At 50.5% G+C, this 22,318-nt stretch carries 20 protein-coding genes and 1 other annotated feature; of the genes, 6 read left to right on the plus strand and 14 right to left on the minus strand.

The genetic code is table 11. The features are described 5' to 3' along the window. Window positions 1-4: 4 nt before the first annotated feature. The 3 genes from GGC63_RS12725 to mtnB are packed head-to-tail and all read left to right on the plus strand — an operon-like array spanning window position 5 to window position 2,579. Entirely contained in the window at window positions 5-1,282 is a 1,278-nt protein-coding gene (locus GGC63_RS12725) for a 2,3-diketo-5-methylthiopentyl-1-phosphate enolase (protein WP_192702671.1), read from the plus strand. Next, window positions 1,279-1,941 carry a 2-hydroxy-3-keto-5-methylthiopentenyl-1-phosphate phosphatase gene (locus GGC63_RS12730; protein WP_192702672.1) on the plus strand — a complete coding sequence of 221 codons (663 nt, stop codon included), beginning with the start codon at window positions 1,279-1,281 and terminating at the stop codon, window positions 1,939-1,941. The genes GGC63_RS12725 and GGC63_RS12730 overlap by 4 nt, the downstream gene beginning before the upstream one ends. Beyond that, entirely contained in the window at window positions 1,938-2,579 is a 642-nt protein-coding gene (gene mtnB / locus GGC63_RS12735; protein WP_192702673.1) for a methylthioribulose 1-phosphate dehydratase, read from the plus strand. The genes GGC63_RS12730 and mtnB overlap by 4 nt, the downstream gene beginning before the upstream one ends. A gap of 152 nt (window positions 2,580-2,731) precedes the next feature. Here mtnB and pyrE read toward each other — a convergent pair whose 3' ends face one another. From pyrE to pyrR, 7 genes are all read right to left on the minus strand, one after another. Next, complete coding sequence (pyrE, locus tag GGC63_RS12740) at window positions 2,732-3,394, minus strand: orotate phosphoribosyltransferase (protein ID WP_079910457.1); 663 nt, start codon at window positions 3,392-3,394, stop codon at window positions 2,732-2,734. Between the two features lie 42 nt (window positions 3,395-3,436). Beyond that, a complete protein-coding gene (gene pyrF, locus GGC63_RS12745; RefSeq protein ID WP_192702899.1) occupies window positions 3,437-4,132 on the minus strand; it encodes an orotidine-5'-phosphate decarboxylase in 696 nt (231 codons plus the stop codon). Between the two features lie 139 nt (window positions 4,133-4,271). Continuing rightward, window positions 4,272-7,487 (minus strand): carbamoyl-phosphate synthase large subunit, encoded by a 3,216-nt coding sequence (gene carB / locus GGC63_RS12750; RefSeq protein ID WP_192702674.1) that lies wholly within the window; start codon window positions 7,485-7,487, stop codon window positions 4,272-4,274. Then, window positions 7,474-8,661 (minus strand): carbamoyl phosphate synthase small subunit, encoded by a 1,188-nt coding sequence (locus GGC63_RS12755; protein ID WP_192702675.1) that lies wholly within the window; start codon window positions 8,659-8,661, stop codon window positions 7,474-7,476. The genes carB and GGC63_RS12755 overlap by 14 nt, the downstream gene beginning before the upstream one ends. Before the next feature lie 117 nt (window positions 8,662-8,778). After that, complete coding sequence (locus tag GGC63_RS12760) at window positions 8,779-10,065, minus strand: dihydroorotase (RefSeq protein ID WP_192702676.1); 1,287 nt, start codon at window positions 10,063-10,065, stop codon at window positions 8,779-8,781. Between the two features lie 98 nt (window positions 10,066-10,163). Next, window positions 10,164-11,072, minus strand: a complete 909-nt coding sequence (locus GGC63_RS12765) for an aspartate carbamoyltransferase catalytic subunit (RefSeq protein ID WP_192702677.1) — start codon at window positions 11,070-11,072, stop codon at window positions 10,164-10,166. Next, window positions 11,069-11,605 (minus strand): bifunctional pyr operon transcriptional regulator/uracil phosphoribosyltransferase PyrR, encoded by a 537-nt coding sequence (gene pyrR / locus GGC63_RS12770; RefSeq protein WP_079910642.1) that lies wholly within the window; start codon window positions 11,603-11,605, stop codon window positions 11,069-11,071. Before pyrR ends, GGC63_RS12765 begins: the two co-directional genes overlap by 4 nt. Window positions 11,606-12,003: 398 nt before the next feature. Here pyrR and dapD point away from each other — a divergent pair, with 398 nt between their 5' ends. Further along, a complete protein-coding gene (dapD, locus tag GGC63_RS12775; RefSeq protein WP_192702678.1) occupies window positions 12,004-12,714 on the plus strand; it encodes a 2,3,4,5-tetrahydropyridine-2,6-dicarboxylate N-acetyltransferase in 711 nt (236 codons plus the stop codon). A 78-nt stretch (window positions 12,715-12,792) separates the two neighbouring features. Then, window positions 12,793-13,953: an N-acetyldiaminopimelate deacetylase gene (locus GGC63_RS12780; RefSeq protein ID WP_192702679.1), complete on the plus strand. Its 1,161-nt coding sequence runs from the start codon at window positions 12,793-12,795 to the stop codon at window positions 13,951-13,953. A gap of 62 nt (window positions 13,954-14,015) precedes the next feature. Here GGC63_RS12780 and GGC63_RS12785 read toward each other — a convergent pair whose 3' ends face one another. The 5 genes from GGC63_RS12785 to lspA form a co-directional block, all read right to left on the minus strand. Then, on the minus strand, window positions 14,016-14,411 hold the full coding sequence (locus GGC63_RS12785) for an ArsR/SmtB family transcription factor (protein WP_079910464.1): 396 nt from the start codon (window positions 14,409-14,411) through the stop codon (window positions 14,016-14,018). After that, entirely contained in the window at window positions 14,408-14,830 is a 423-nt protein-coding gene (locus GGC63_RS12790; protein WP_192702680.1) for an SRPBCC family protein, read from the minus strand. The genes GGC63_RS12785 and GGC63_RS12790 overlap by 4 nt, the downstream gene beginning before the upstream one ends. Before the next feature lie 174 nt (window positions 14,831-15,004). Next, complete coding sequence (locus GGC63_RS12795) at window positions 15,005-16,159, minus strand: aminotransferase A (protein WP_192702681.1); 1,155 nt, start codon at window positions 16,157-16,159, stop codon at window positions 15,005-15,007. A 15-nt stretch (window positions 16,160-16,174) separates the two neighbouring features. After that, window positions 16,175-17,122 (minus strand): RluA family pseudouridine synthase, encoded by a 948-nt coding sequence (locus tag GGC63_RS12800; RefSeq protein WP_192702682.1) that lies wholly within the window; start codon window positions 17,120-17,122, stop codon window positions 16,175-16,177. Window positions 17,123-17,127: 5 nt separating this feature from the next. Beyond that, window positions 17,128-17,619 carry a signal peptidase II gene (lspA, locus tag GGC63_RS12805; protein ID WP_192702683.1) on the minus strand — a complete coding sequence of 164 codons (492 nt, stop codon included), beginning with the start codon at window positions 17,617-17,619 and terminating at the stop codon, window positions 17,128-17,130. 109 nt (window positions 17,620-17,728) lie between these two features. Between lspA and GGC63_RS12810 the strand changes: the two genes are divergently transcribed. Next, window positions 17,729-18,484: a TraR/DksA C4-type zinc finger protein gene (locus tag GGC63_RS12810; RefSeq protein ID WP_079910469.1), complete on the plus strand. Its 756-nt coding sequence runs from the start codon at window positions 17,729-17,731 to the stop codon at window positions 18,482-18,484. A 59-nt stretch (window positions 18,485-18,543) separates the two neighbouring features. Here the strand turns inward: GGC63_RS12810 and ileS are convergent, their stop codons facing one another. Continuing rightward, window positions 18,544-21,312, minus strand: coding sequence for an isoleucine--tRNA ligase (ileS, locus tag GGC63_RS12815; RefSeq protein ID WP_192702684.1), 2,769 nt, complete (start codon window positions 21,310-21,312; stop codon window positions 18,544-18,546). Between the two features lie 167 nt (window positions 21,313-21,479). Next, window positions 21,480-21,728, minus strand: a binding site (T-box leader). A gap of 82 nt (window positions 21,729-21,810) precedes the next feature. Beyond that, window positions 21,811-22,290 (minus strand): DivIVA domain-containing protein, encoded by a 480-nt coding sequence (locus GGC63_RS12820; protein ID WP_079910470.1) that lies wholly within the window; start codon window positions 22,288-22,290, stop codon window positions 21,811-21,813. Window positions 22,291-22,318: the final 28 nt, after the last annotated feature.

A 22,318-nucleotide genomic window follows, 5' to 3' on the forward strand; every position in this document is an offset into this window, starting at 1 on the left:
CCTCATGTCCAATTCTTACTGTGTTGCAACATACCGCTGCTATGATGAAAAAGCGGATTTCGCAAAAAAAGCGCAAGGGATTGCTGTCGGCCTTACCGTCGGCAGCTGGACGGACCTGCCCGAAGCCAAAAAAGCCGAAATGGAGCGTCATCTTGGAAAAGTCGTCGACGTCCAGGTCCATGAGCCCGGGGCGAACGCTCCGTTATCGGAGCGCTATGCGGACATCTCCATTGCTTATCCGGATGCCAATTTCAGCCGGGACATCCCTGCCCTGCTCGTAACCGTGTTCGGCAAGCTTTCGATGGACGGCCGTATCAAGCTGATCGACCTGTCCTTCTCCGAAGCTTTCCTGTCCGCTTTTCCGGGTCCTAAATTCGGCCTGCAGGGTGTTCGTGATCTCCTCGGTGTCCATGATCGGCCTTTATTAATGAGCATTTTCAAATCCGTAATCGGTCACGATTTATCTACCCTTCGCGAGCAATTTTATTTGCAGGCGGCAAGCGGCGTCGATCTGGTGAAGGATGACGAAATTTTGTTCGAAAACCCGCTAACGCCAATTGAAAAGCGTGTGGAAGCCTGCATTCAAGCTGCCAAACAAGCGGAAAGCGAAACCGGTCAAAAGCTGCTCTACGCAACGAACCTGACCGGACCTACGTTCAGCCTGCTGTATCAAGCGCGGAAAGCTATTGACGCAGGGGCTAATGCACTGCTGTTCAATGTGCTCTCTTACGGCTTCGATGTGTTAAGCGAGCTGAGCCGCCATCCGGACATTAAAGTACCGATTATGGCTCATCCCGCTATGGCAGGGGCTTTTTATCCGTCACCGCACTATGGCATTGCTGCAAACGTGCTCTTAGGCAAGCTAATGCGTTTGGCAGGAGCCGACCTTGTGCTGTTCCCTTCTCCATACGGATCGGTTGTCATGCCTCGTGAGGAGAATATGGCTATCAAGGAAGTTCTGCTCACTCAGCAAGCATCCGACTATGTATACAGCTCTGAAGCTTCTTCTTCGAATGGTGCATTAAGCTTGAAGACCAGCTTCCCTGTCCCTTCTGCCGGAATCCATCCCGGTCTGGTGCCGCTCATTCTCAGAGATTTCGGCGAGCAAGTGATTGTGAACGCTGGAGGAGGCATTCATGGCCATCCTATGGGAACTATCGCCGGAGGACGAGCCTTCCGTCAAGCAATAGCCGCCTGCCAAGCCGGAATTCCGCTTAGACAATATGCGGAGAACCATCCTGAGCTTCAAGCCGCCATCGACGCCTGGGGGATTAAAGAATGAGCAAGAAAACGATCATCTTTTGCGATTTTGACGGCACCATCACCGTTAACGACAATATCGTCGCCATCATGAAGCATTTTCAGCCGCCAGGCTGGGATCAGCTGGTAGAGCAGGTTCTCTCCAAATCGATCTCGATTCGCGTAGGTGTCGGTAAAATGTTCGCCTTGCTGCCGACCTCCCGCAAACAGGAGGTTGTCGATTATGCCATCAACAACGTCATCATTCGTCCCGGATTTAAAGAGCTGCTTGACTACTGCAAGCAGCAGGACATCGAGTTTTATGTTACCAGCGGGGGCATTGATTTTTTCGTCTATCCGGTTCTGTCCTCCTTCTCGATCCCTACGGATCATATCTACTGCAACGGCAGCGACTTTAGCGGAAGCCATATTGAAATTTTATGGCCTCATGCCTGCGACGACCAGTGCCACAATGATTGCGGAATGTGCAAAACAGCGATTATCCGCAAATATTCACATGACGAATACCACCGTATTCTGATCGGGGACAGTGTCACTGACTTTGAAGGAGCCAAGCTGGTCGATACGGTATTTGCCCGCTCGATCCTCATTGACTTATGCCGGGATTTAGGACTGAATTATTATGCATTTCAAGATTTTCATGATATTATCAAGCAGCTTGAGGAGTTGAAAGGAAAGTGAGCGGTATCTTGAAATTGGAAGAAAAGCAGCAGGCGTTCGCCGAGCTGAAGGAAGTCAAAACAATTTTGGCGGCAAAAGGGTGGTTTCCGGCTACGAGCGGTAACCTGTCTATCCGTGTAGGCGATTTTGCTCCGGAAAACTTTACTTTCGCCATTACCGCGAGCGGTAAAGATAAATCTGTTAATACCCCGTCGGACTTTTTGCTTGTAAATGAAAAAGGACAGCCAACCGATGCAACGGGACTTAAGCCGTCCGCAGAGACGCTGATCCACTGCGAGATTTATAAAGCGACCGGCTGCGGAGCTATTTTTCACGTTCATACCGTATTTAATAACCTGGTGTCCGAGCTGTTCTGGGAGCGTAAATCCATTCCCGTGGAAGGCGTAGAGCTCATCAAAGCGTTTAACATCTGGGAGGAAGACGCGAAGATCGAAGTGCCGATCCTTCCTAACTATGCCGATATTCCTAAAATCGCCGAGCTGGTTCAAGATGCTATCGTCCCCCGTGTTCCGGGCATCATGCTGCGGAAGCATGGGATTTATGCATGGGGAGCCAATGCTTTCGAGGCGAAGCGGAACCTGGAAGCCTTCGAATTTTTATTCGAATACGTGTACCGTTGGGAACTTTTGAAAAAATAATATGCTATCAAAATAAGCGGCTTCGCCCTTTTGGGAGATGAGCCGCTTTTTTGCATCTCCTCATCATTTTCCAGACACGACAAAAAAAACCTTCAACCCGCTGCCATTTAGGGCAGCAGATTGCAGGTTTGGTTTTTCTTAATGTATGGATTTTACGCCTGTTTCCCATACTCGCTCGGATTTAAGCGCCATGCCTTCAAGAGCTCAAGATCCTGCTGTTGAATGCTGCCTTGTCTTAAAGCCACATCCACCAAAGTCGTATAGTTGCTCAACGTTTCGAAAGGAATTCCGGCGCCTTCAAACGCTTCTTTCGCTTTCTCGAACTGATAGGAGAAGATCCCCAGTACGCCTTGCGTGTGTGCTCCCGCTTCGTTAACAGCAAGGGCAACCTTCAGCGAGCTGCCGCCGGTAGAAATCAGATCCTCGATAACGACCGTCTTTTGACCTGGACGAATCACGCCTTCGATCAGGTTTTCTTTGCCGTGGCCTTTGGCTTTATCCCTTACGTAGACCATAGGCAGGTTCAGCTTTTGCGCAACCCATGCCGCATGCGGAATCCCTCCGGTAGCTGCCCCGGCAATCACTTCGACATCCGGGAAGTTGTCACGGATTAAGGCAATGAAGCCTTCGGCGATCAGCTCGCGAATCTCCGGATAGGAAATCGTTAAACGGTTGTCGCAATAAATCGGGGATTTCATACCCGATGCCCAGGTGAACGGCTGATTCGGACGAAGCGTTACCGCTTGAATGCGGAGAAGAGCATCGGCGATTTGCTCTGCCAGTAATGTATTCGTTTTGATAGTATTTGCGCTCATTGAGATAGGTCTCCTTTTTGACGGTTATTCATGGATTCATTCTTATTGGCTGACAGATTGAATGATTGCTTCCAATGCAGCTCTAGGGTCTTTTGCAGCCGTTATAGGTCTACCGATTACAACGTAGTCAGTTCCTTGCTGAAAGGCCTCTGGCGGGGTCATTACACGCGTCTGGTCGCCCATATCTGCGCCGGCAGGACGTATTCCCGGCGTTACGGTTATAAAGCCGCTGCCGCATGCTTCTTTAATCCTAATCACCTCTAAAGGAGAAGCAACGACTCCATGAAGCCCTGCGCTTTGAGCCAGCCGTGCATATCGAAGCACAGCCTCCTCCACACTGCCTGAAATGCCGATTTCTTCATTCATGACCGCGAGGCTGGTGCTGGTCAGCTGGGTGACTCCAATCACGATAGGCTTGGTTGTATGGCCTGAACCTAATGCCTTGTCTACGCCTTCAAGAGCCGCCTCCATCATTTGCTTGCCTCCGGCTGCATGGACGTTGAACATGTCGACTCCCAGCCTTGTCACACTCTCAGAGCCGCCTTTGACCGTATTGGGAATGTCGTGCATTTTCACATCGAGAAACACCTTATAGCCCTGCTCCTTCAAGCTGGCTACGAATTCAGGTCCAGCGCTATAAAACAGCTGCATTCCTACTTTCATATAGCACGGGATTCCTTTCAAAGCCTCGATCAATTGCCGGGCCTCCGCCGCGCCTGGATAATCCAGCGCAACCATTATTCTCTCCGCTACATTCGTTTGTACTTGCACGTCAATTGCCTCCCGATTGGTTTTGACGCCTATAGACGCCTAATCAAGGGATTAGCACAGCATCCCTCATGGTGACTGGAGCACTGTGCTAATCATTTCATTATATTTATGCGTGATGCGCAGGCATCGGTCTGGATTGGAAGTTGATCGCTTCGAGCATATGCCACAGCGCTCTTACCGTATCGAGAGAGGTCATGCAGACTATCCCGTTCTCAACCGCTTCACGGCGGATACGGAACCCGTCGCGTTCAGGCGTTTTGCCTTTCGTCAACGTGTTGACGACAAAGTGTGCTTCGCCATTGCGGATCAAATCCAGAATGTTCGGAGAGCCTTCGCTCAGCTTGTTCACACGCGTTACATGCAGACCCGCTTCTTCAAGCGCTTTGGCGGTGCCGCCTGTAGCCACGATTTTGTAACCCAGCTTGTAGAAGCCGGTCAAAATCTCAATGGCTTCTTCTTTATCTTTGTCCGCTACGGTTGCAATGATAGCGCCGGTTGGCGGGATTTTCATTCCGGAGCCAATCAAGCCTTTATAAAGAGCTTTCGCGAAAGTATGATCGCGTCCCATAACTTCCCCTGTAGACTTCATCTCAGGTCCGAGGGTTGTATCTACCCGGCGCAGCTTAGCGAAGGAGAATACCGGAACTTTTACAGATACATACTCATCTTCAGGCCACAAGCCGGTTTGGTAGCCTAGATCGGCAAGCTTTTCGCCCATAATGACGCGGGTTGCCAGGTTGGCCATCGGAATCTTCGTTACCTTGCTCAAGAATGGAACCGTTCTGGAAGAACGCGGATTCACTTCGATAACGTAGGCTTGGTCTTGATAGATGACGAACTGAATGTTAACCAGACCGACGACTTGCAAGCCTCTTGCAATTTTCGTTGTAATATCGATAATTTGCTGCTTGATTTCTTCCGAGATCGATTGCGGCGGATACACTGCGATGGAGTCACCGGAGTGAACGCCTGCTCTCTCAACGTGTTCCATAATACCAGGGATCAAGACGGTTTCTTTATCGCAGATCGCGTCAACCTCAACCTCTTTACCCAGCATATAACGGTCGATCAACACCGGATGCTCCGGATTGATTTTCACAGCATATTCCATGTAGTTCAGGAGATCCTGGTCGGAATATACGATTTCCATCGCGCGGCCGCCCAATACGTAGGATGGACGAACAAGCACCGGATATCCGAATTTGGAAGCCATACCTACAGCTTGGTCAACCGATGTTACGGTGCCGCCTGGAGGCTGTGCGATGTTCAAGCCGCGCAGCAGCGCTTCGAACTTCTTGCGGTCTTCCGCCGCATCGATGTTTTCCAGATCGGTACCCAGGATCTTCACGCCTGCTTTGGCAAGCGGAGCCGCGAGGTTGATCGCTGTCTGACCACCGAATTGTACGATAACCCCGATTGGATTCTCACGTTCGATAACGTTCATTACATCTTCGAAGAACAGCGGTTCGAAGTAGAGACGGTCGGAAGTGTTAAAGTCTGTCGATACGGTCTCCGGGTTGTTGTTAATAATGACCGCTTCATACCCTGCCGCTTGAATTGCCCATACAGCATGTACGGTGGAGTAGTCAAACTCAATCCCCTGTCCGATACGGATAGGACCGGAGCCCAGAACGACAACCTTAGGCTTCGAGGTTTCCTTCACTTCATCCTCTGTCTCGTAAGTCGAGTAGTAGTAAGGTGTTGTAGCCTCAAATTCAGCCGCGCAAGTATCTACCATTTTGTAAACCGGCTTCAGATTGAAGCTCAGACGATAGGCGCGAATGTCGGCTTCTTGAGTGAAGTTCAGCCCTTTATCCGCATTGCTGCGAATTTCGGCAATTGCACGGTCAGTAAAGCCTTTGCGCTTGGCTTCATAGAGCAGCTCCTGCGTCAATTCAGGCTGAGCCAGCTGCTCTTCGAATTGAATGAGCCCTTCCAGCTTGCTCAAGAACCACCAGTCGATCTTGGTCAAGTCTTGAACTTGCTGAAGCGTGTAACCGCGGCGGAACGCCTCCGCAATCAGGAACATGCGCTCGTCATCCGGTTTAACCAGACGCGCTTCCAGTGTTTCCTTATCCAGCAGATCCGTTTCTTTCAAATACAGACGGTGAACGCCGATTTCAAGGGAACGGATCGCTTTGTGAATCGATTCCTCGAAGGTACGGCCGATAGCCATAACCTCCCCGGTCGCTTTCATTTGCGTACCCAGCTTGCGGTTTGCCGCTGTAAATTTATCGAACGGCCAGCGAGGAATTTTCGATACGATGTAGTCAAGAGTCGGCTCGAAGCAAGCGTAAGTTTGACCCGTTACCGGGTTCATGATCTCATCCAAGGTGTAGCCGATAGCGATTTTGGCAGCCATCTTGGCAATCGGATAGCCGGTTGCTTTGGATGCAAGCGCCGAGGAGCGGCTTACACGAGGATTCACCTCGATAACATAATATTGATAGCTGAATGGATCCAGCGCGAATTGCACGTTACATCCGCCTTCGATGTTCAAGGCGCGAATAATTTTGAGTGAAGCGGAGCGGAGCATTTGATACTCACGGTCGGACAGCGTTTGGCTTGGTGCCACAACGATACTGTCGCCCGTATGCACGCCCACCGGATCGAAGTTTTCCATGTTACATACCACGATACAGTTATCGTTGGCGTCGCGCATAACCTCGTACTCGACTTCCTTCATGCCGGCGATGCTCTTCTCGATCAAGCATTGTCCGATCGGGCTGTAGCGAATACCGGATGCTACCGTCTCCAGCAGCTCCTCTTCGTTGGCGCAAATACCGCCGCCTGTACCGCCCAATGTATAAGCCGGACGGACGATAATCGGGTACCCGATTTGATTGGCGAAATCAACTGCCTCTTGTACGGTCGTTACGATCGTGCTATCCGGAACCGGTTGTTCCAGCTCTCTCATTAAATCGCGGAACAAGTCGCGGTCTTCCGCTTTTTCGATAGCTGTCAGCTGAGTACCGAGCAGCTTCACGTTCTCACGCTCAAGCACACCTGCACGCGCCAATTCTACCGCCATATTCAAGCCGGTTTGGCCGCCAAGCGTAGGCAGCAAACCGTCAGGACGCTCTTGACGAATGATTTGAGTTACGAAGTCCAGTGTAATAGGCTCGATGTAGACTTTGTCCGCCATGTTGGTATCGGTCATGATCGTAGCCGGGTTGCTGTTGATCAGAACGACTTCCATTCCCTCTTCCTTCAAGGCTTGGCAGGCTTGTGTGCCGGCATAGTCGAACTCTGCCGCTTGACCGATAACGATAGGACCGGAACCGATAACGAGTATTTTTTTCAAGCTATTATTTTTTGGCATAGTGCAGTTCTCCTTTCGATGCAGGGGCAGCAGAGCCCGCAGGTTGAGCGCCTAGCTTGGAAGCAGCCGAAATTTGCGCTTGTCTCGGCACTTTAGGCTTCGCTTCCTTAAAGTCACGAATCATAGCTACGAAATCATCGAACAAGTAGCTGGAGTCATATGGACCAGGTGCTGCTTCCGGATGGTACTGTACCGAGAAGGCAGGATGCTTCTTATGCTTCAAGCCCTCGATAGTATGGTCGTTGTTGTTGATATGTGTTACTTCCAGTTCCGTGTTGGCAATGGATTCTTCTTTAACCGTATAACCATGGTTCTGCGATGTAATGTAGCAGCGATTTGTAATGAGATCCTTAACCGGATGGTTGCCGCCGCGATGACCGAATTTCAGCTTTTCCGTGTCCGCGCCGCATGCCAATGCAAGCAATTGGTGTCCAAGGCAGATGCCGAAGATAGGGAACTCGCCGAGAATTTCGGAAATCATTTTCGCCGCATGAGGAACGTCTTTCGGGTCCCCAGGGCCGTTGGACAGCATGATGCCGTCCGGTGCCAGCCGGCGGATTTGATCCGCTGTAGTATCTTGCGGCACAACAACGACGTCGCAGCCGCGGCTGGTCAGATCACGAATGATGCCGCTTTTTGCACCGAAGTCGACAACCACTACGCGTTCTTTAGAACCCGGGCAGCTGAATACGCTCTTCGTAGAAACGCGAGCCACTTGGTCCGTCATCAGCGGAGTTGATTTCAGCTGCTCAAGCAGCTCGGCAGCCGATTTATTGGAAGTAGTAAGCAAGCCTTTCATAACCCCATGGTGGCGGATAAGGCGGGTCAGCATCCGTGTGTCCACGCCGCTGATTCCGATAATGCCATATTCCTTCAATAGACTATCGACGGAATATTCCGCTCTCCAGTTACTAGGAACCGTTTCATGCTCGCGTACGACGAAGCCGTGAACGAATGGGCGGATGGATTCGAAATCATCGCGTGTAATTCCGTAGTTGCCGATCAGCGGGTAGGTCATCGTAACGATTTGTCCGCAATACGAAGGGTCCGAAAGAACCTCTTGGTAGCCTGTAATCCCTGTATTAAAAACGACCTCACCTGTCGATTCGCCTTCACTGCCAAATGCTTTCCCGGTAAAAATCGTACCGTCTTCCAATATCAATCTTGCCTGCATCGTCTTCAACTCCTTCTCAGTGTAAAGAACCTTATATGTTAAAAGTGAACGATATGAATCTTTAAGTAGCAGAGGCGGCAAGCCTCCATTCCAACATCTTTTCAACAGCCGTTCAGCTTACGCCTCGGTATAAACTACCTTGCCTCCGAACATGGTCAAGGTCGGCCAGCCTTTCAGCTTCCAACCGGTAAACGGTGTGTTGCGGCCTTTGGAAGCGAACTCCTCGGGGTTAACCTCTTTTTCCGTCTCCAGGTCAATGATCGCGATATCCGCTTCTTTGCCAACCTCAAGCGTTCCGTAAGGCAATCCGAATACTTGTGCCGGAAGGGACGTCATTTTCTCCACGAGGAACTGCAAGGTCCATTGGCCTGTCGCTACGAATTTGGTGTACAGAAGCGGGAAGGCTGTCTCGAAGCCTACGATGCCGAACGGTGCCAGATCGACGCCGCGAGCTTTTTCCTCTTCGCTGTGAGGTGCATGGTCGGTAACGATAATGTCAATCGTGCCGTCCAGCAAGCCTTCGATACACGCTTGAACATCTCTCGGTGTACGCAGCGGCGGATTCATCTTCCAGTTGGCGTCCATGCCCGGGATATCTTCATCCGACAGCAGCAGATGGTGAGGGCATACTTCCGCAGTCACCTTGATGCCGAACTGCTTTGCATGGCGGATCAAGCGAACCGATTGCTCCGTACTTACGTGGCACACATGGTAGTGTACGCCTGTCGCTTCCGCCAAGAGTACATCGCGGCCGACGTGGATGGCTTCCGACTCATTAGGGATGCCTTTGAGGCCTTGCTTTTTGGAGAACGCTCCTTCGCTTACCCAAGCGCCTTCTACCAGAGTATTATCCTCGCAGTGAGCGATAACCGGCATTCCGATAGAAGCGGCCTTGGCCATCGCATCCTTCATCATTTGAGCGCTTTGTACGCCCACACCGTCGTCTGTATAACCGATAACTCCCGCTTCTTTAAGCGCCTCGAAATCCGTCAGCTCGCGGCCGAGCTCGTTTTTGGTAATACAGCCGTAGGGCAGGACGCGGACGATGCCTTCTGTTGCAGCCTTGTCCAGCACATACTTGACAGTGTCCACCGTATCGATTACCGGACGAGTATTCGGCATGCAGGCAATCGTCGTATAGCCGCCGCGAGCTGCAGAACGGGTACCTGTAGCTATAGTTTCCTTATGTTCGAAGCCAGGCTCACGAAGGTGAACGTGCATATCGATCAAGCCTGGAGTAACCAGCTTACCAGCCGCATCGATCACTGTGTGTCCTGCTGTATCGGGTTGATCGCCAGCGGCGTCAACGATCTTCTCTATGATATTGCCTTCCACTAAAATATGTTGTTTTGCCAGCTCGTTACCGGAAGCAACGACTTGAGCGTTCAAGATCCAGATTCCCATAATGCCCTCCCTGTATTTCGTAAGTACCTATAGTGTGTCCAGTAATTGGATTCAAGCTGATTCCGTTCGCTGTCAAGCAGCATTTCATGAATCGTATGTTAGCTTAACGCCCTCTCGATGACCGCCATCCGGATCGGTACACCGTGACCCATCTGCGCGAAAATTTTGGAACGCTCACATTCCACAAGCTCATCGTCGATTTCCACATTCCGGTTTACCGGGGCCGGATGCATGATGATCGCATGCTTTTGCATCATGGCCTCTCTCTTCACTGTCAATCCGTACGCTTCACGATAGTCCTCTGTGGACTTGAAGGTGTTCTCTTCGTGACGCTCCAGCTGAACCCGCAGCATCATCACTACATCGGCCTGGATGGCTTGTTCCATCGATACGTAAGGTGCATAGACAGCCAGTTCAGGTGCCTGCATACTTACTGGTGCGCACAAGCTTACTTTGGCACCCATCGTTTGCAGCGCCCACAGATTCGAGCGCGCTACGCGGCTGTGCTGAATGTCTCCGATGATCGATACATTCAATCCTTTGAGATGTCCGAAGTGCTTGCGCATCGTATAGAGATCCAGCAGAGCCTGGGTCGGATGCTCGTTGCTGCCGTCGCCCGCGTTGATCAGCGGCACTTTAATCTTCTCCGCCAGCTCGGCGAGCAGGCCGTTCGGCTTCATCCTGATGACTCCTGCGTCAATGCCCATGGATTCCAGCGTTTTAACGGTATCGTAAATCGATTCTCCCTTTTGTACGCTTGAAACGGCCGCCGCGAAGTTCAGAACTTCAGCGCCTAATCTCTTCTCCGCTACTTCAAATGAGAATCGGGTTCTTGTACTGTTCTCAAAAAACATGTTGGCTACAAAACGGCCTTGCAGGTGATTCGCCAGCTTCACCGGATATTGCTCCCAATATGCGGCTCGATCCAGTATGGATGTGATATCTTCAGCGCTCATGCCCTTGGTGCCTAACAAATGTCTCTCTGCTGCAACCTTCAACTGTGTCATCCGTTTTGCCTCCTATATTGCGTTATGACTACCTGATCCGAGCCATCCACTTCTTTCAGCAGCACCTCGATGGATTCAAGCCTCGAGGTAGGGATGTTCTTTCCGACATAATCGGGCCGGATCGGCAGCTCGCGATGACCTCTGTCGACAAGCACGGCGAGCTGAATCATTTGCGGTCTGCCCAGATCCATCAAGGCGTCCATGGCCGCTCTGACCGTTCGTCCTGTGAAGAGAACATCATCGAACAAAATAATTTTTTTATTCTGAATATCCATTCCCGATGCAGCGCCGTCACTCTTCTGAACCGCGCGTTCCATTCGGCCCGAACGGTCATCCCGGTACCGGGTTACGTCGATTTCACCGATGGGAACCGGTACGTTCTCAATTTCCATGATGCGCTCGGCAATTCTTCTCGCCAGGTAAATGCCTCGTGTGCGGACTCCGATCAACATACAGTTTTCGAAGCCTTTATTTCTCTCCAATATTTCGTGGGCGATCCGGGTTAACGCGCGGCGCATGCCCGTTTCGTCCATTAACACATGCTCTTTTTCTTCCGCCAAGGTCTTCGACCTCCTGCTCAGGATGTGATTGGCAAAACAAAAAACCTTGCTTATTAGGCAAGGTTTGCGTGCACAGAGATAGAAGCGGCCGTGGACACACGAAGTCTGTACGCGCAGACTACGGAGATGTCTCCATTACCGTTCATTCCATTCGTTCACCTTGCCAGCCTCACGGGACTGATACTTAAAGGTGCTATTCAGTTACGAGCATTATCTCATGATCATTAGCCGTTGTCAATAGCGAGTGTCGATGTATGTCGACAGATACATTGCTAGAACCCCCTCATGTATGCTATAAAGGAAAGGAATGATTTCGTTGCGCCCGACACTGGTCCGGCACACGGTATTTTACATAAGGAGTTGGAGTTCTCATGGTAGAAATGAACACAGAAGAAGTAATTAATTTTATTAAAACCAGCACGAAAAAAACCCCAGTGAAAGTATATGTAAAGGGTGATCTGGAATCCATCGATTTCGGAGCAGAAATCAAATCCTTCATCTCCGGTAAGAGCGGCGTTCTATTCGGTGAATGGACGGAAGTAAAACGCGTCCTTGACGAAAACCAAGGTAAAATCGAAGATTACGTGGTGGAAAATGACCGCCGCAACTCCGCGATTCCTATGCTGGATCTGAAGAACATCAACGCTCGTATCGAGCCGGGCGCGATTATCCGCGATAAAGTGGCAATCGGCGACAATGCAATCATCATGATGGGCGCTTCCATCAATATCGGTGCTTCCATCGGCGCAGGAACCATGATCGATATGAACGTTGTCGTTGGCGGACGTGCCAAAATCGGCGCTATGTGCCACATTGGTGCAGGCTCTGTCATTGCGGGCGTTATCGAGCCTCCTTCAGCTCAACCGGTTGTTATCGAGGATGACGTGCTTATCGGCGCCAACGCTGTTGTTCTTGAAGGCGTTCGTATCGGCAAAGGCTCTGTCGTTGCTGCCGGTGCTGTCGTGACGGTAGACGTTCCGGAAAATACGGTTGTTGCCGGTGCCCCTGCCCGCGTCATCAAAACCGTTGATGCTAAAACCAAATCCAAAACCGAAATTTTGCAAGACCTGCGCACGCTGTAAACCAATGTGCCTGACAAGGGCTCGGCGATTCTCGCCGGGCTTTTTGTATAACGAACACTTGATCAAGGAGGCTGCCCCATGTCTGCATCCGGCAGAAGCATTGTCGACAATCCAAGCCCATTTGTAGCTATTCGCAGGGAGCTGCATCAAATTCCCGAGCCGGGCTTCGCGGAGTTCAAAACCCAGCAGTACTTGCTGAACTATATCAAGTCCCTTCCTGAGGAACGCTATGAGCTGCGTACATGGCGTACCGGCATTCTGGTGAATGTAAAAGGTACAGCGCCTGTCCGCCGCTTCGGCTATCGCGCCGATATGGACGGGCTGCCTATACTAGAAGACACAACGTATGAATTCCGGTCCGTTCATGAAGGCTTTATGCATGCCTGCGGTCATGATGTCCACATGTCCATTGGATTGGGCGTATTGACACACTTCGTTCACCATCCGATTCGTGACGACATCACGTTTATTTTTCAGCCTGCTGAGGAAGGGCCCGGCGGGGCCAAGCCGATGCTCGAGAGCGAGGAGCTCAAGGAGTGGATGCCGGATCAAATCATAGCCCTGCATGTTGCTCCGGAATATCCTGTCGGCACGATTGCGACCAGACCAGGAATTTTATTCGCCAATACGTCCGAGCTGTTCATTGATTTGACCGGCAAAGGCGGACATGCTGCCTATCCGCATCAGGCTAACGATATGGTTATCGCAGCCTGCCAGCTGGTATCCCAGCTGCAGACGATCATCTCCCGCAATGTAAATCCGCTGGATTCGGCGGTCATTACCATCGGCAAGATCGACGGCGGAACGAAGCAGAACATCATCGCCGAGAAGGCTCGTCTGGAAGGGACCATCCGTACTTTGTCTGCCGAGACCATGACCTTGATTAAGTCACGGATCGAATCGCTGACCGCAGGTATGGAAACGGCTTATAACTGTAAGGTGGATATCGATTATGGCGCCAATTACCGTCAAGTCTTCAATCATGCAGAGCTTACGACCGAGTTCATGACTTGGGTACAAGAACAGAGCAAGATGCAGCTGATTGAATGTACAGAGGCGATGACAGGCGAAGATTTCGGATATTTGCTGGAGGCCATCCCCGGCTTCATGTTCTGGCTCGGCGTAGATACGCCGTACGGGCTTCATCATGCCAAAATCGAGCCGAACGAGCAGGCGATAGATCTTGCCATTCAGACAATTACGAGCTATGTGACATGGAAATCCAGCCAGTCCAGCTAAAAATATCTCTCTTAAATGAAAGAAGCTCCTTCAGCCCAACCGGGCGAAGGAGCTTCCTTTATTTATAGGGATGATTCGTCTTCCAATGCTTTCTTGGCCTCCACCAACTCGAGGGAGCCCCCGCTTTCCCCGGATTCATCCGCTTCGACATAACGCTTTAATGCCGCCATTTTATTCTCCCAATAGCGTTCATAGAAGCTGAGCCATCGCTTGAGCTCCTGAAGCGGTTCTGTATCCAGACGGTACCGGGTCTCGCGGCCAACCTTTCTTTCCTTCACCAGCCCGGCATCCGATAATATCCGCAGATGCTTGGAAACAGCCGTTCTACTCATAGGAAAATGCCCGCTTATAACCGTAACCGGCATTTCCTCCTCTTGAACCAGCAGCTGCAGCAGCTTGCGTCGGGTAGGATCTGCTATCGCTTGAAACACATCGTGTTTTGGCGATGAAGAGCTCATTGCGCTCCTTCAACATAGGCTGCCAGCTTCTTCTGGATTCCGTTCCAGCCGCCTGCCATATTTTCTCTCACTGCCGTATGCGATTGACCGAACTCCGTCACCTTATCCGCATCCCACCCGGAATGAATTAGGGTAAACTCCGTTTGATCACCCTTCTCAACCAATTCGAAGGAAAGCGTCCAGTCTTTTCCCCATCGGAAGGAAAGACGGTTCGGGGGATCAATCACAGTTACCTTGCAGGGTGAATCTCCAAAGGGACCTGCGTTTAATTGAAATTCATATCCTTCGATTGGCTGAAAATTATTCGGCATAAACCAGGCCGCGATACCATCGGAAGTAGCCACAGCATCCCATACCTTCTGTATAGGGGCATTCAAGGTTAAGGTTTGACGAATATCGGGCAATGTATTTTGGCTCATCTTATAATTCCTCCAAGGTCATTTTATGAAACCAAAAGGTTTCACTTATGATTATACGAAACCATTTGGTTTCACGTCAACCTCCTTATTTTACCCATAAGCCTCTTGATCTTATTCACTTATCTCTACAGCAAAAAACCGCGGAAATCCATTTTCCGCGGTGATAATTAAATATTATAGCTTCTTGACAAAAGTCTCCAAGCGATCCATCGCTTTCTCAAGCACTTCCCTGCTATAAGCATAGGAAATTCGGATATACCCTTCCCCATAGATAGAAAAAGCATCGCCGGGAACGACGGCAACGCGCTGTTCCTCAAGGAGCCTCATCGTGAAATCCATCGAGGTAAGCTTGAACCGTTCAATGGAAGGGAACAAATAGAATGCTCCTTCCGGTTTATCCAGCTCAAAGCCCATTTGGAGGAGCCGGTTATATACGAAATCCCGCCGCGCCATATATTCTTCCTTCATCGGCAGCGCATCATCTATCCCGTTGGTCAAAGCTTCCAGCGCGGCATACTGGCTGATGGAGCTTGCGCAGGTAACGTTGTACTGATGGACTTTTACCATATGCTGCGATAAATACTCAGGCGCAAACGTGAAGCCGATCCGCCATCCGGTCATGGAATGGGATTTCGACAAGCCGTTAATCACGATCGTCTTCTCCCGCATTGCCGGGAAGGCAGCCAGAGAAAAGTGAGGCTGATCATAAATGAGCTCACTGTAGATTTCATCCGAGATAACAAAGATGGATTTGTCCTCAAGCAGCCGCGCAATATCCGCCAGCTCCTGCTGACTCAACACCCGTCCCGTAGGATTGGAAGGATAACACAATATGATGCATCTTGTTTTATCCGTAATATGAGGCTCAAGCAGCTCAGCGGTTAATTTGAAGCCATTGGCCCGGGTATCCACATAGACCGGCTCTCCTCCGCATAAGCGAACGAGGGGCTCATAGCCCGGATAGATAGGTCCTGGCAGGATCACTTCGCTGCCCGCATCAAGAATCGTGCGCAGCGTAATATCCAGCGCCTGACTCGCTCCCGTCGTCACGATGACCTCGGTTTCCGGACGGTACTTAAGCCCATACTTCCGGTCTACGAATTGCGCGGCCGCCTGACGCAGCTCAATCATTCCGGGATTCGGTGTATACGTCGTTTTATGCGCATCGATAGCCGCCTTCGCCGCCCGCATAATATGGTCGGGTGTTGGAAAATCCGGCTGGCCGATCGTCAAGGTGACCGCATCCTTATACGTACTCACCAGATTGGATATTTTACGGATACCTGAGATTTGGATGTCCTTCACTTTGGCATTAATCAAATGTTCCATATCTTACATCCGTCCTTATCGATTTTTTAGCACATGCAGCAGATGCTGCATATCTTCCGGGAGCTCTGCCTCGAATTGCAGATGCTCTCCCGTCCGCGGATGCACAAACCCAAGAACAGCCGCATGCAGCGCTTGTCCGTCCATGCCTACATGCTTGCTTTTGACCGGCCCATATGCCGGATCTCCTGCCAGCGGATGCCCGATAAACTTCATGTGAACCCGGATTTGATGGGTGCGTCCCGTCTCCAGCTTTAACTCCAGCAAGGTGAAGTCGCCGAATCTTTCCAGCACGACAAAATGGGTTACCGCATGCTTGCTGTTTTTATCCGTCACCGTGTAAAGCTTACGGTCATGAGGGTCTCTTCCGATAGGTGCATCGATGGTGCCGTTATCGTGCGCCACGTTGCCGTGGACAACGGCCAAATATTTGCGGTTGACGGAATGCTCCTTCAGCTGGGCGGCTAGAGAAACATGCGCCAAATCGTTTTTGGCCGCCATCAAAAGCCCGGACGTATCCTTATCGATGCGGTGCACGATACCGGGTCTCATGACTCCATTAATGCCGGATAAATCCTTGCAATGATACAGCAGCGCATTAACCAAGGTGCCGGAATAATGTCCCGGTGCAGGATGAACGACAAGCCCCCGCGGCTTATTGACAACAATGACATCGGAATCTTCGTAGACGACCTCCAACGGAATCGGCTCCGGCTCCAGATTAAGCTCCTCCGGCTCGGGAATAGTAAGGAGCAGCCGGTCACCTTCCGCTATTTTATAATTCGCTTTGACGGTGGCTCCATTGACGGTAAGATGCCCGTCTTTAATCCACTGCTGCACTTGCGTGCGAGACACATCCTCTTCCAACGACTCGGTTATGAATTTATCGATCCGCTCTCCCCGGTCTTCAGCTCCGGCGATCCATTCCAACGTTGACTCCAGCTGCTCTTGATCCGAAACTGACATGTCGATTATGCGCCTCTCCTTTCCTTGCTCCAGCTAATGAGCGAATCAATGAAAATAAGTGCAACACCTACAACAATGGCGGAGTCTGCAATATTAAAGATCGGGTACGTATAGTCCACAGGCGTTCCGAACCAGTTAAACTGAAAACGGAACTGCAGAAAATCAACCACTTCACCGAACAAAGCGCGGTCGATAAAATTGCCTAGAGCTCCGCCCAGCAAGAGGCTTAACGCAAACGGCAGCAGCCTGCGGCCTTCCTTGCGCGTTTTTTGCAGATACCAGATCACAGCGGCAGCGACCACTAACGTAATTACGATAAAAAACCATCTCTGGTTTTGCAAGATGCCGAACGCAGCGCCGCGGTTACGGTGAGACGTAATTTGAAAAAATTCGCCGATGACCGATCTGGACTCGCCTATCAGCAATTTGTTAACGATAAGCCATTTCGTCGCCTGGTCCAAAAGAAGCACAATCAATGCGTAGATGTAATAGATCAATGTTTCATCTCCTTAGTTCGCTTCCTTTACTACAATGATTTTCCTATGTAAAAAGGTCACTATTCGTAAAAAATAGAGGCAACGTGATTCTAAAAAAGGAGGCGGCCCCATGCCGGATCAACCGAACGCAATCAATTCCCGACAGCTGCAAGAACTAAAGCGAACACTGCAGGAAGAAAAGCAATGGCTCGAGGATCATTGGGAGACTAACGAGCACTTCGGTCTGAGCGAATCGCTTCGAAATCAAACCGGTGAGCTGTCCACCAACGATAACCATCCCGCTGACCTGGGCTCAGAGTTATTCGAACGAAGCAAGGATATCGCTTTGCATGAAAACCGGGAGCGCCATCTTATAGATGTGAAGGAAGCATTAGAACGAATCGATAATGGCCGATATGGCTATTGTAACACCTGCGGCGCTCCTATTTCTTTCGAGCGGCTGCAGGCCATTCCAACTACACTTTATTGCGTTGAGCATGTCCCTGATCCTCATGCATCGGAAAGACGACCAGTTGAAGAAGAATTTCTGGCTCCGCCGTTCGGCAGGACCAGCTTGGACGCTCAGGCCGATCAAAATCAGTTTGACGGCGAAGACGCATGGCAAATCGTTGAAAGCTGGGGAACATCCAACACTCCGGCCATGGCCGAAAATCCCAATGTCTCCGACGACTACAATGACATGGAAATCGAGGCAGACGAGCATGACGGGTACGTAGAATCATTCGAAAGCTTCTTGGCAACGGATATGTACGGCCAGCATGTCACCGTAGTACGAAACCGCGCTTATCAAGAATACCTTCACAACGGTGAAGGCGAAGGACTCCTGGAGCCCGATCTGGAAGTATCGGACGAAGGCTACTATTAACCCTAGGAAAACAGGTGCTTCCGGCAAAAGATTTCTTCTGCCGGAAGCCTTCCCCAAGATTAAACTCCAGCCGTTTGCTTCATCACACTGGCACATCTTTTACATAGAGTGGAATGCTCCTCGTCAAGACCTACCTCTGGCGTAACAATCCAGCAGCGCTCACATTTCTCGCCTTCGGCTACAACTACTTGAACCGACAGCCCTTTAAAGGAATGAGCTCCTTCCGGCACTTGCGCACCAGGCTCATGAAGAGCTATTGCAGAGACAATGAACAGCTGATCCAGCTGCTTGAAGCTTTGAAGCAGCTTGAAGGTATCTGCATCCGGGTACAAATGTAAGGCGGCACTAAGCGAGTTGCCGATGATTTTCTCCTTGCGCGCTTCCTCGAGAGCCTTCAATACATCGTCGCGAATACCGATAAATTGCTCCCATTTGCTCTCCAGAGCCGCGTCGAACAATGCCTTGTTCACTTCCGGGAATTCGCTTAACTGAACGCTATCCAGCTCTGCCCCAGGAATGTGCATCCATACTTCCTCGGACGTATGAGGCAGAATAGGCGCAATCAATTTAGTTATTGCCGTTAAAGCGTCATATAATACGGTTTGTGCCGCTTTGCGTCCTGCATCGGCCGGAGCGCTGGCATACAGACGATCCTTGATGATGTCCAGATAGAATGCGCTCAGCTCTACCGCACAGAAATGATGAACGGTTTGATAAACAATATGGAACTCATAGGAGTCATAAGCTTTGATAACCCGATCGATCATCCGGTTAAGCTGTGCAGAGGCAAACCGGTCGAGCTCGTTCATGTTTTCTGCAGCAACCCGGTCCGTGCCCGGATTAAAGTCGTACAGGTTGCCCAGCAGGAAGCGCAGCGTGTTACGGATTTTGCGGTAAACCTCCGTAATTTGGTTCAGAATATTATCGGAGATACGAACATCCGATTGATAATCCACGGAAGAAACCCACAGACGCAAAATATCGGCGCCCAGCTTCTCGCATACTTTGTTAGGATCCACCGTATTTCCGAGGGATTTGGACATTTTGCGGCCTTCGCCGTCCAGCGTAAATCCGTGGCTCAGGATGCCTTTGTAAGGCGCTTGCCCTTTCACAGCTACCCCGGTAATAAGGGAAGAATTGTACCATCCGCGGTATTGGTCAGAGCCCTCCAGATAGAGGTCTGCAGGCCATTGCAGCTCTTCACGCGTCTCTAGAACCGCTACATGGCTGGAACCGGAATCGAACCACACGTCCATAATATCGGTTTCTTTGCGGAAATGGTCGTGGCCGCATTTCGGACATACCGTACCAGTCGGCAGCAGCTCTTGCTCATCCAGCTGGAACCATGCATTGGATCCGTCCTTTTCAAAAATTTGAGCAACGTGCTCGATGGTATCGTTGTTAACAACAGGTTCATTACAGCTGCGGCAGTAGAAAATCGGAATCGGAACGCCCCATACACGCTGGCGGGAAATACACCAGTCTCCGCGGTCCGCAATCATATTATGAAGACGAACCTCGCCCCAATTCGGTGTCCATTGAATCCGTTTAATTTCGTCGAGCATCTCTTGACGGAACTTGTCAACGGAAGCAAACCATTGCTCCGTGGCGCGGAAAATAACCGGCTTCTTCGTCCGCCAGTCATGCGGATACTGATGCTGAATCGTCGTCATGTGCAGCAAATGTCCGGACTCCTGGATCATCTCGGTGACCAGCTTGCCGCCTTTTTCATAGAACATGCCTTCAAAGCCTGGAGCCTCGGCGGTAAAATGACCTTGATCGTCTACGGGACAAAGCACACCCAGGTTGTAACGCTGGCCGATGATAAAGTCGTCTTCCCCGTGTCCCGGAGCTGTATGTACGCAGCCCGTACCGGCATCCAGCGTTACATGCTCGCCCACCATCACAAGCGATGTACGGTCATAGAAAGGATGCTTGCAAAGCACAAACTCCAGCTCACTGCCTTTTAGCTGGGAAAGCACCTGTACATCCGTCCAGCCGATTTCTTTGGAGGCAGCCTCCAGAAGACCTGCTGCAAGGACATATTTCTTGCCGTCAGCCAACACAACCGCATAATCGAAGTCAGGATGAACACTGATGCCCAAGTTAGCAGGAAGCGTCCATGGCGTTGTTGTCCAGATGACAATGGAAGCATCCTCATGAAGCTTGCCTTTACCATCCTGCACCTGGAAGGCTACATAAATGGAAGTGGACGTCTTGTCCTGATACTCGATCTCCGCCTCTGCCAGTGCGCTTTCGGAGGATGGAGACCAGTAAACCGGCTTCAGGCCTTTATAAATATACCCTTTATTCACCATTTCTCCGAACACACGAATTTGTTGAGCTTCGTATTTCGGCTGCAAGGTAATATACGGATTATCCCAGTCGCCGCGAACCATAAGGCGCTGGAATTGGCTTTTTTGCTTCTCCACCCATTGCAGTGCGTATTCCTTACAATATTCACGAAATTCATGAACGCTCATTTTTTTGCGGTCTACTTTGCCGCCGTTTGCAATTGCCTGCTCGATAGGCAGCCCATGGGTATCCCATCCAGGAACATACGGTGCGTCATAGCCCTGCATCGTTTTGAAGCGGACAATGATGTCCTTCAAAATTTTGTTCATGGCATGTCCGATATGAATGTCCCCATTGGCATAAGGAGGTCCGTCGTGCAAAATAAATTTTGGCTTTCCTTTACGGCTCTCCTGAACCTTGCGGTAAATGTCCATTTCGTTCCAGCGTTCCAGCATTTTCGGCTCCGCCTGAGGCAGGTTGCCGCGCATCGGAAAATCCGTCTGCAGCAGGTTTAATGTTTTTCCATAATCCATTTGTTGCTTCCATCCCTTCAATAAAATCATATAGCCTCGTAACAGGACCCTCTCTGTCTCCCCATAAAGAAGAGCTGATTAAAGGCGTTTGCAGCCCTCTGCAGATGCCCTTGGCTCAGCAGGACCGCAATCGATCGATACGAGGGAACAAAAAAAGACCCTCATCCCCTAGGGACGAGAAGTCTCGCGGTACCACCCTGATTAAGACATTATGCAGTCTGGCATTAGAACAAACCATATGCTGCTATTAGTCTCCACTCTTATGATCTGTAACGGAATCACCCGATCTGCTTTACTAAGGGTTCAAGAGACGCTCATGGGTGATTTTCCTATTACTGCGGAGGCCGGGCTCCCACCATTATCCCGACTCGCTGATCACGCTTACGTAAAGTACTCGTCCCAATCATCGTTTTGGTTGTCATTTAGTTTTACTCATTACGGAGTATAACGAAAATACAAGACAGAGTCAACCAAGCTTCTTAAGGAGACGGACCCGGCCTAGGTGTGCTCAATCTCCATTCGTTCCAGTGAACTCCAGTCTTCTTTGCCGAGCAGCTCCAGCTGCGCTTCAAGCAAAGTGCGGAAGCGGGTGCGGTAGATGGAAGCCTGCTTTTTCAACTCCTCGATTTCAACTGCAATTTTCCGCGATTTTGCCAACGACTCATTGATAATACGATCCGCGTTCTTTTCCGCTTCTTTTATAATCAACTGCGCTTCCTTCTTAGAATTGGCTTTGACTTCGTCCGCCGCTTCCTGTGCTATGATGATCGTTTTGCTCAACGTCTCCTCAATATTGGAGAAATGATCGAGCCGTTCTTGTATGGCGGCCAACTGATTCTGCAAATCCTTATTCTCACGGATCAGCGCCTCGTAATCCTTAATCACTTGATCCAAAAATTCATTGACCTGATCTTCATCGTAACCGCGGAAAGAACGGCCAAATTCTTTATTATGTATATCCAACGGTGTTAACGCCATTGCTGCACCTCCTGAATATTTGCAACAT

Source organism: Paenibacillus sp. OAS669 (assembly GCF_014873645.1).
GTDB lineage: Bacteria > Bacillota > Bacilli > Paenibacillales > NBRC-103111 > Paenibacillus_S > Paenibacillus_S vulneris.

Coding starts and splice junctions, on each gene's coding strand:
- GGC63_RS12755 (WP_192702675.1), bottom strand. CDS start 8,661: ATGCAGGCAAGATTGATATTGGAAGACGGTACGATTTTTACCGGGAAA.
- GGC63_RS12800 (WP_192702682.1), bottom strand. CDS start 17,122: ATGTCAGTTTCGGATCAAGAGCAGCTGGAGTCAACGTTGGAATGGATC.
- pyrE (WP_079910457.1), bottom strand. CDS start 3,394: ATGAGCGCAAATACTATCAAAACGAATACATTACTGGCAGAGCAAATC.
- pyrF (WP_192702899.1), bottom strand. CDS start 4,132: ATGGTTGCGCTGGATTATCCAGGCGCGGCGGAGGCCCGGCAATTGATC.
- GGC63_RS12725 (WP_192702671.1), top strand. CDS start 5: ATGTCCAATTCTTACTGTGTTGCAACATACCGCTGCTATGATGAAAAA.
- GGC63_RS12820 (WP_079910470.1), bottom strand. CDS start 22,290: ATGGCGTTAACACCGTTGGATATACATAATAAAGAATTTGGCCGTTCT.
- GGC63_RS12765 (WP_192702677.1), bottom strand. CDS start 11,072: ATGACACAGTTGAAGGTTGCAGCAGAGAGACATTTGTTAGGCACCAAG.
- GGC63_RS12760 (WP_192702676.1), bottom strand. CDS start 10,065: ATGGGAATCTGGATCTTGAACGCTCAAGTCGTTGCTTCCGGTAACGAG.
- GGC63_RS12790 (WP_192702680.1), bottom strand. CDS start 14,830: ATGAGCCAAAATACATTGCCCGATATTCGTCAAACCTTAACCTTGAAT.
- GGC63_RS12730 (WP_192702672.1), top strand. CDS start 1,279: ATGAGCAAGAAAACGATCATCTTTTGCGATTTTGACGGCACCATCACC.
- pyrR (WP_079910642.1), bottom strand. CDS start 11,605: ATGGACGAAACGGGCATGCGCCGCGCGTTAACCCGGATCGCCCACGAA.
- GGC63_RS12795 (WP_192702681.1), bottom strand. CDS start 16,159: ATGGAACATTTGATTAATGCCAAAGTGAAGGACATCCAAATCTCAGGT.
- GGC63_RS12780 (WP_192702679.1), top strand. CDS start 12,793: ATGTCTGCATCCGGCAGAAGCATTGTCGACAATCCAAGCCCATTTGTA.
- GGC63_RS12810 (WP_079910469.1), top strand. CDS start 17,729: ATGCCGGATCAACCGAACGCAATCAATTCCCGACAGCTGCAAGAACTA.
- GGC63_RS12785 (WP_079910464.1), bottom strand. CDS start 14,411: ATGAGCTCTTCATCGCCAAAACACGATGTGTTTCAAGCGATAGCAGAT.
- dapD (WP_192702678.1), top strand. CDS start 12,004: ATGGTAGAAATGAACACAGAAGAAGTAATTAATTTTATTAAAACCAGC.
- ileS (WP_192702684.1), bottom strand. CDS start 21,312: ATGGATTATGGAAAAACATTAAACCTGCTGCAGACGGATTTTCCGATG.
- carB (WP_192702674.1), bottom strand. CDS start 7,487: ATGCCAAAAAATAATAGCTTGAAAAAAATACTCGTTATCGGTTCCGGT.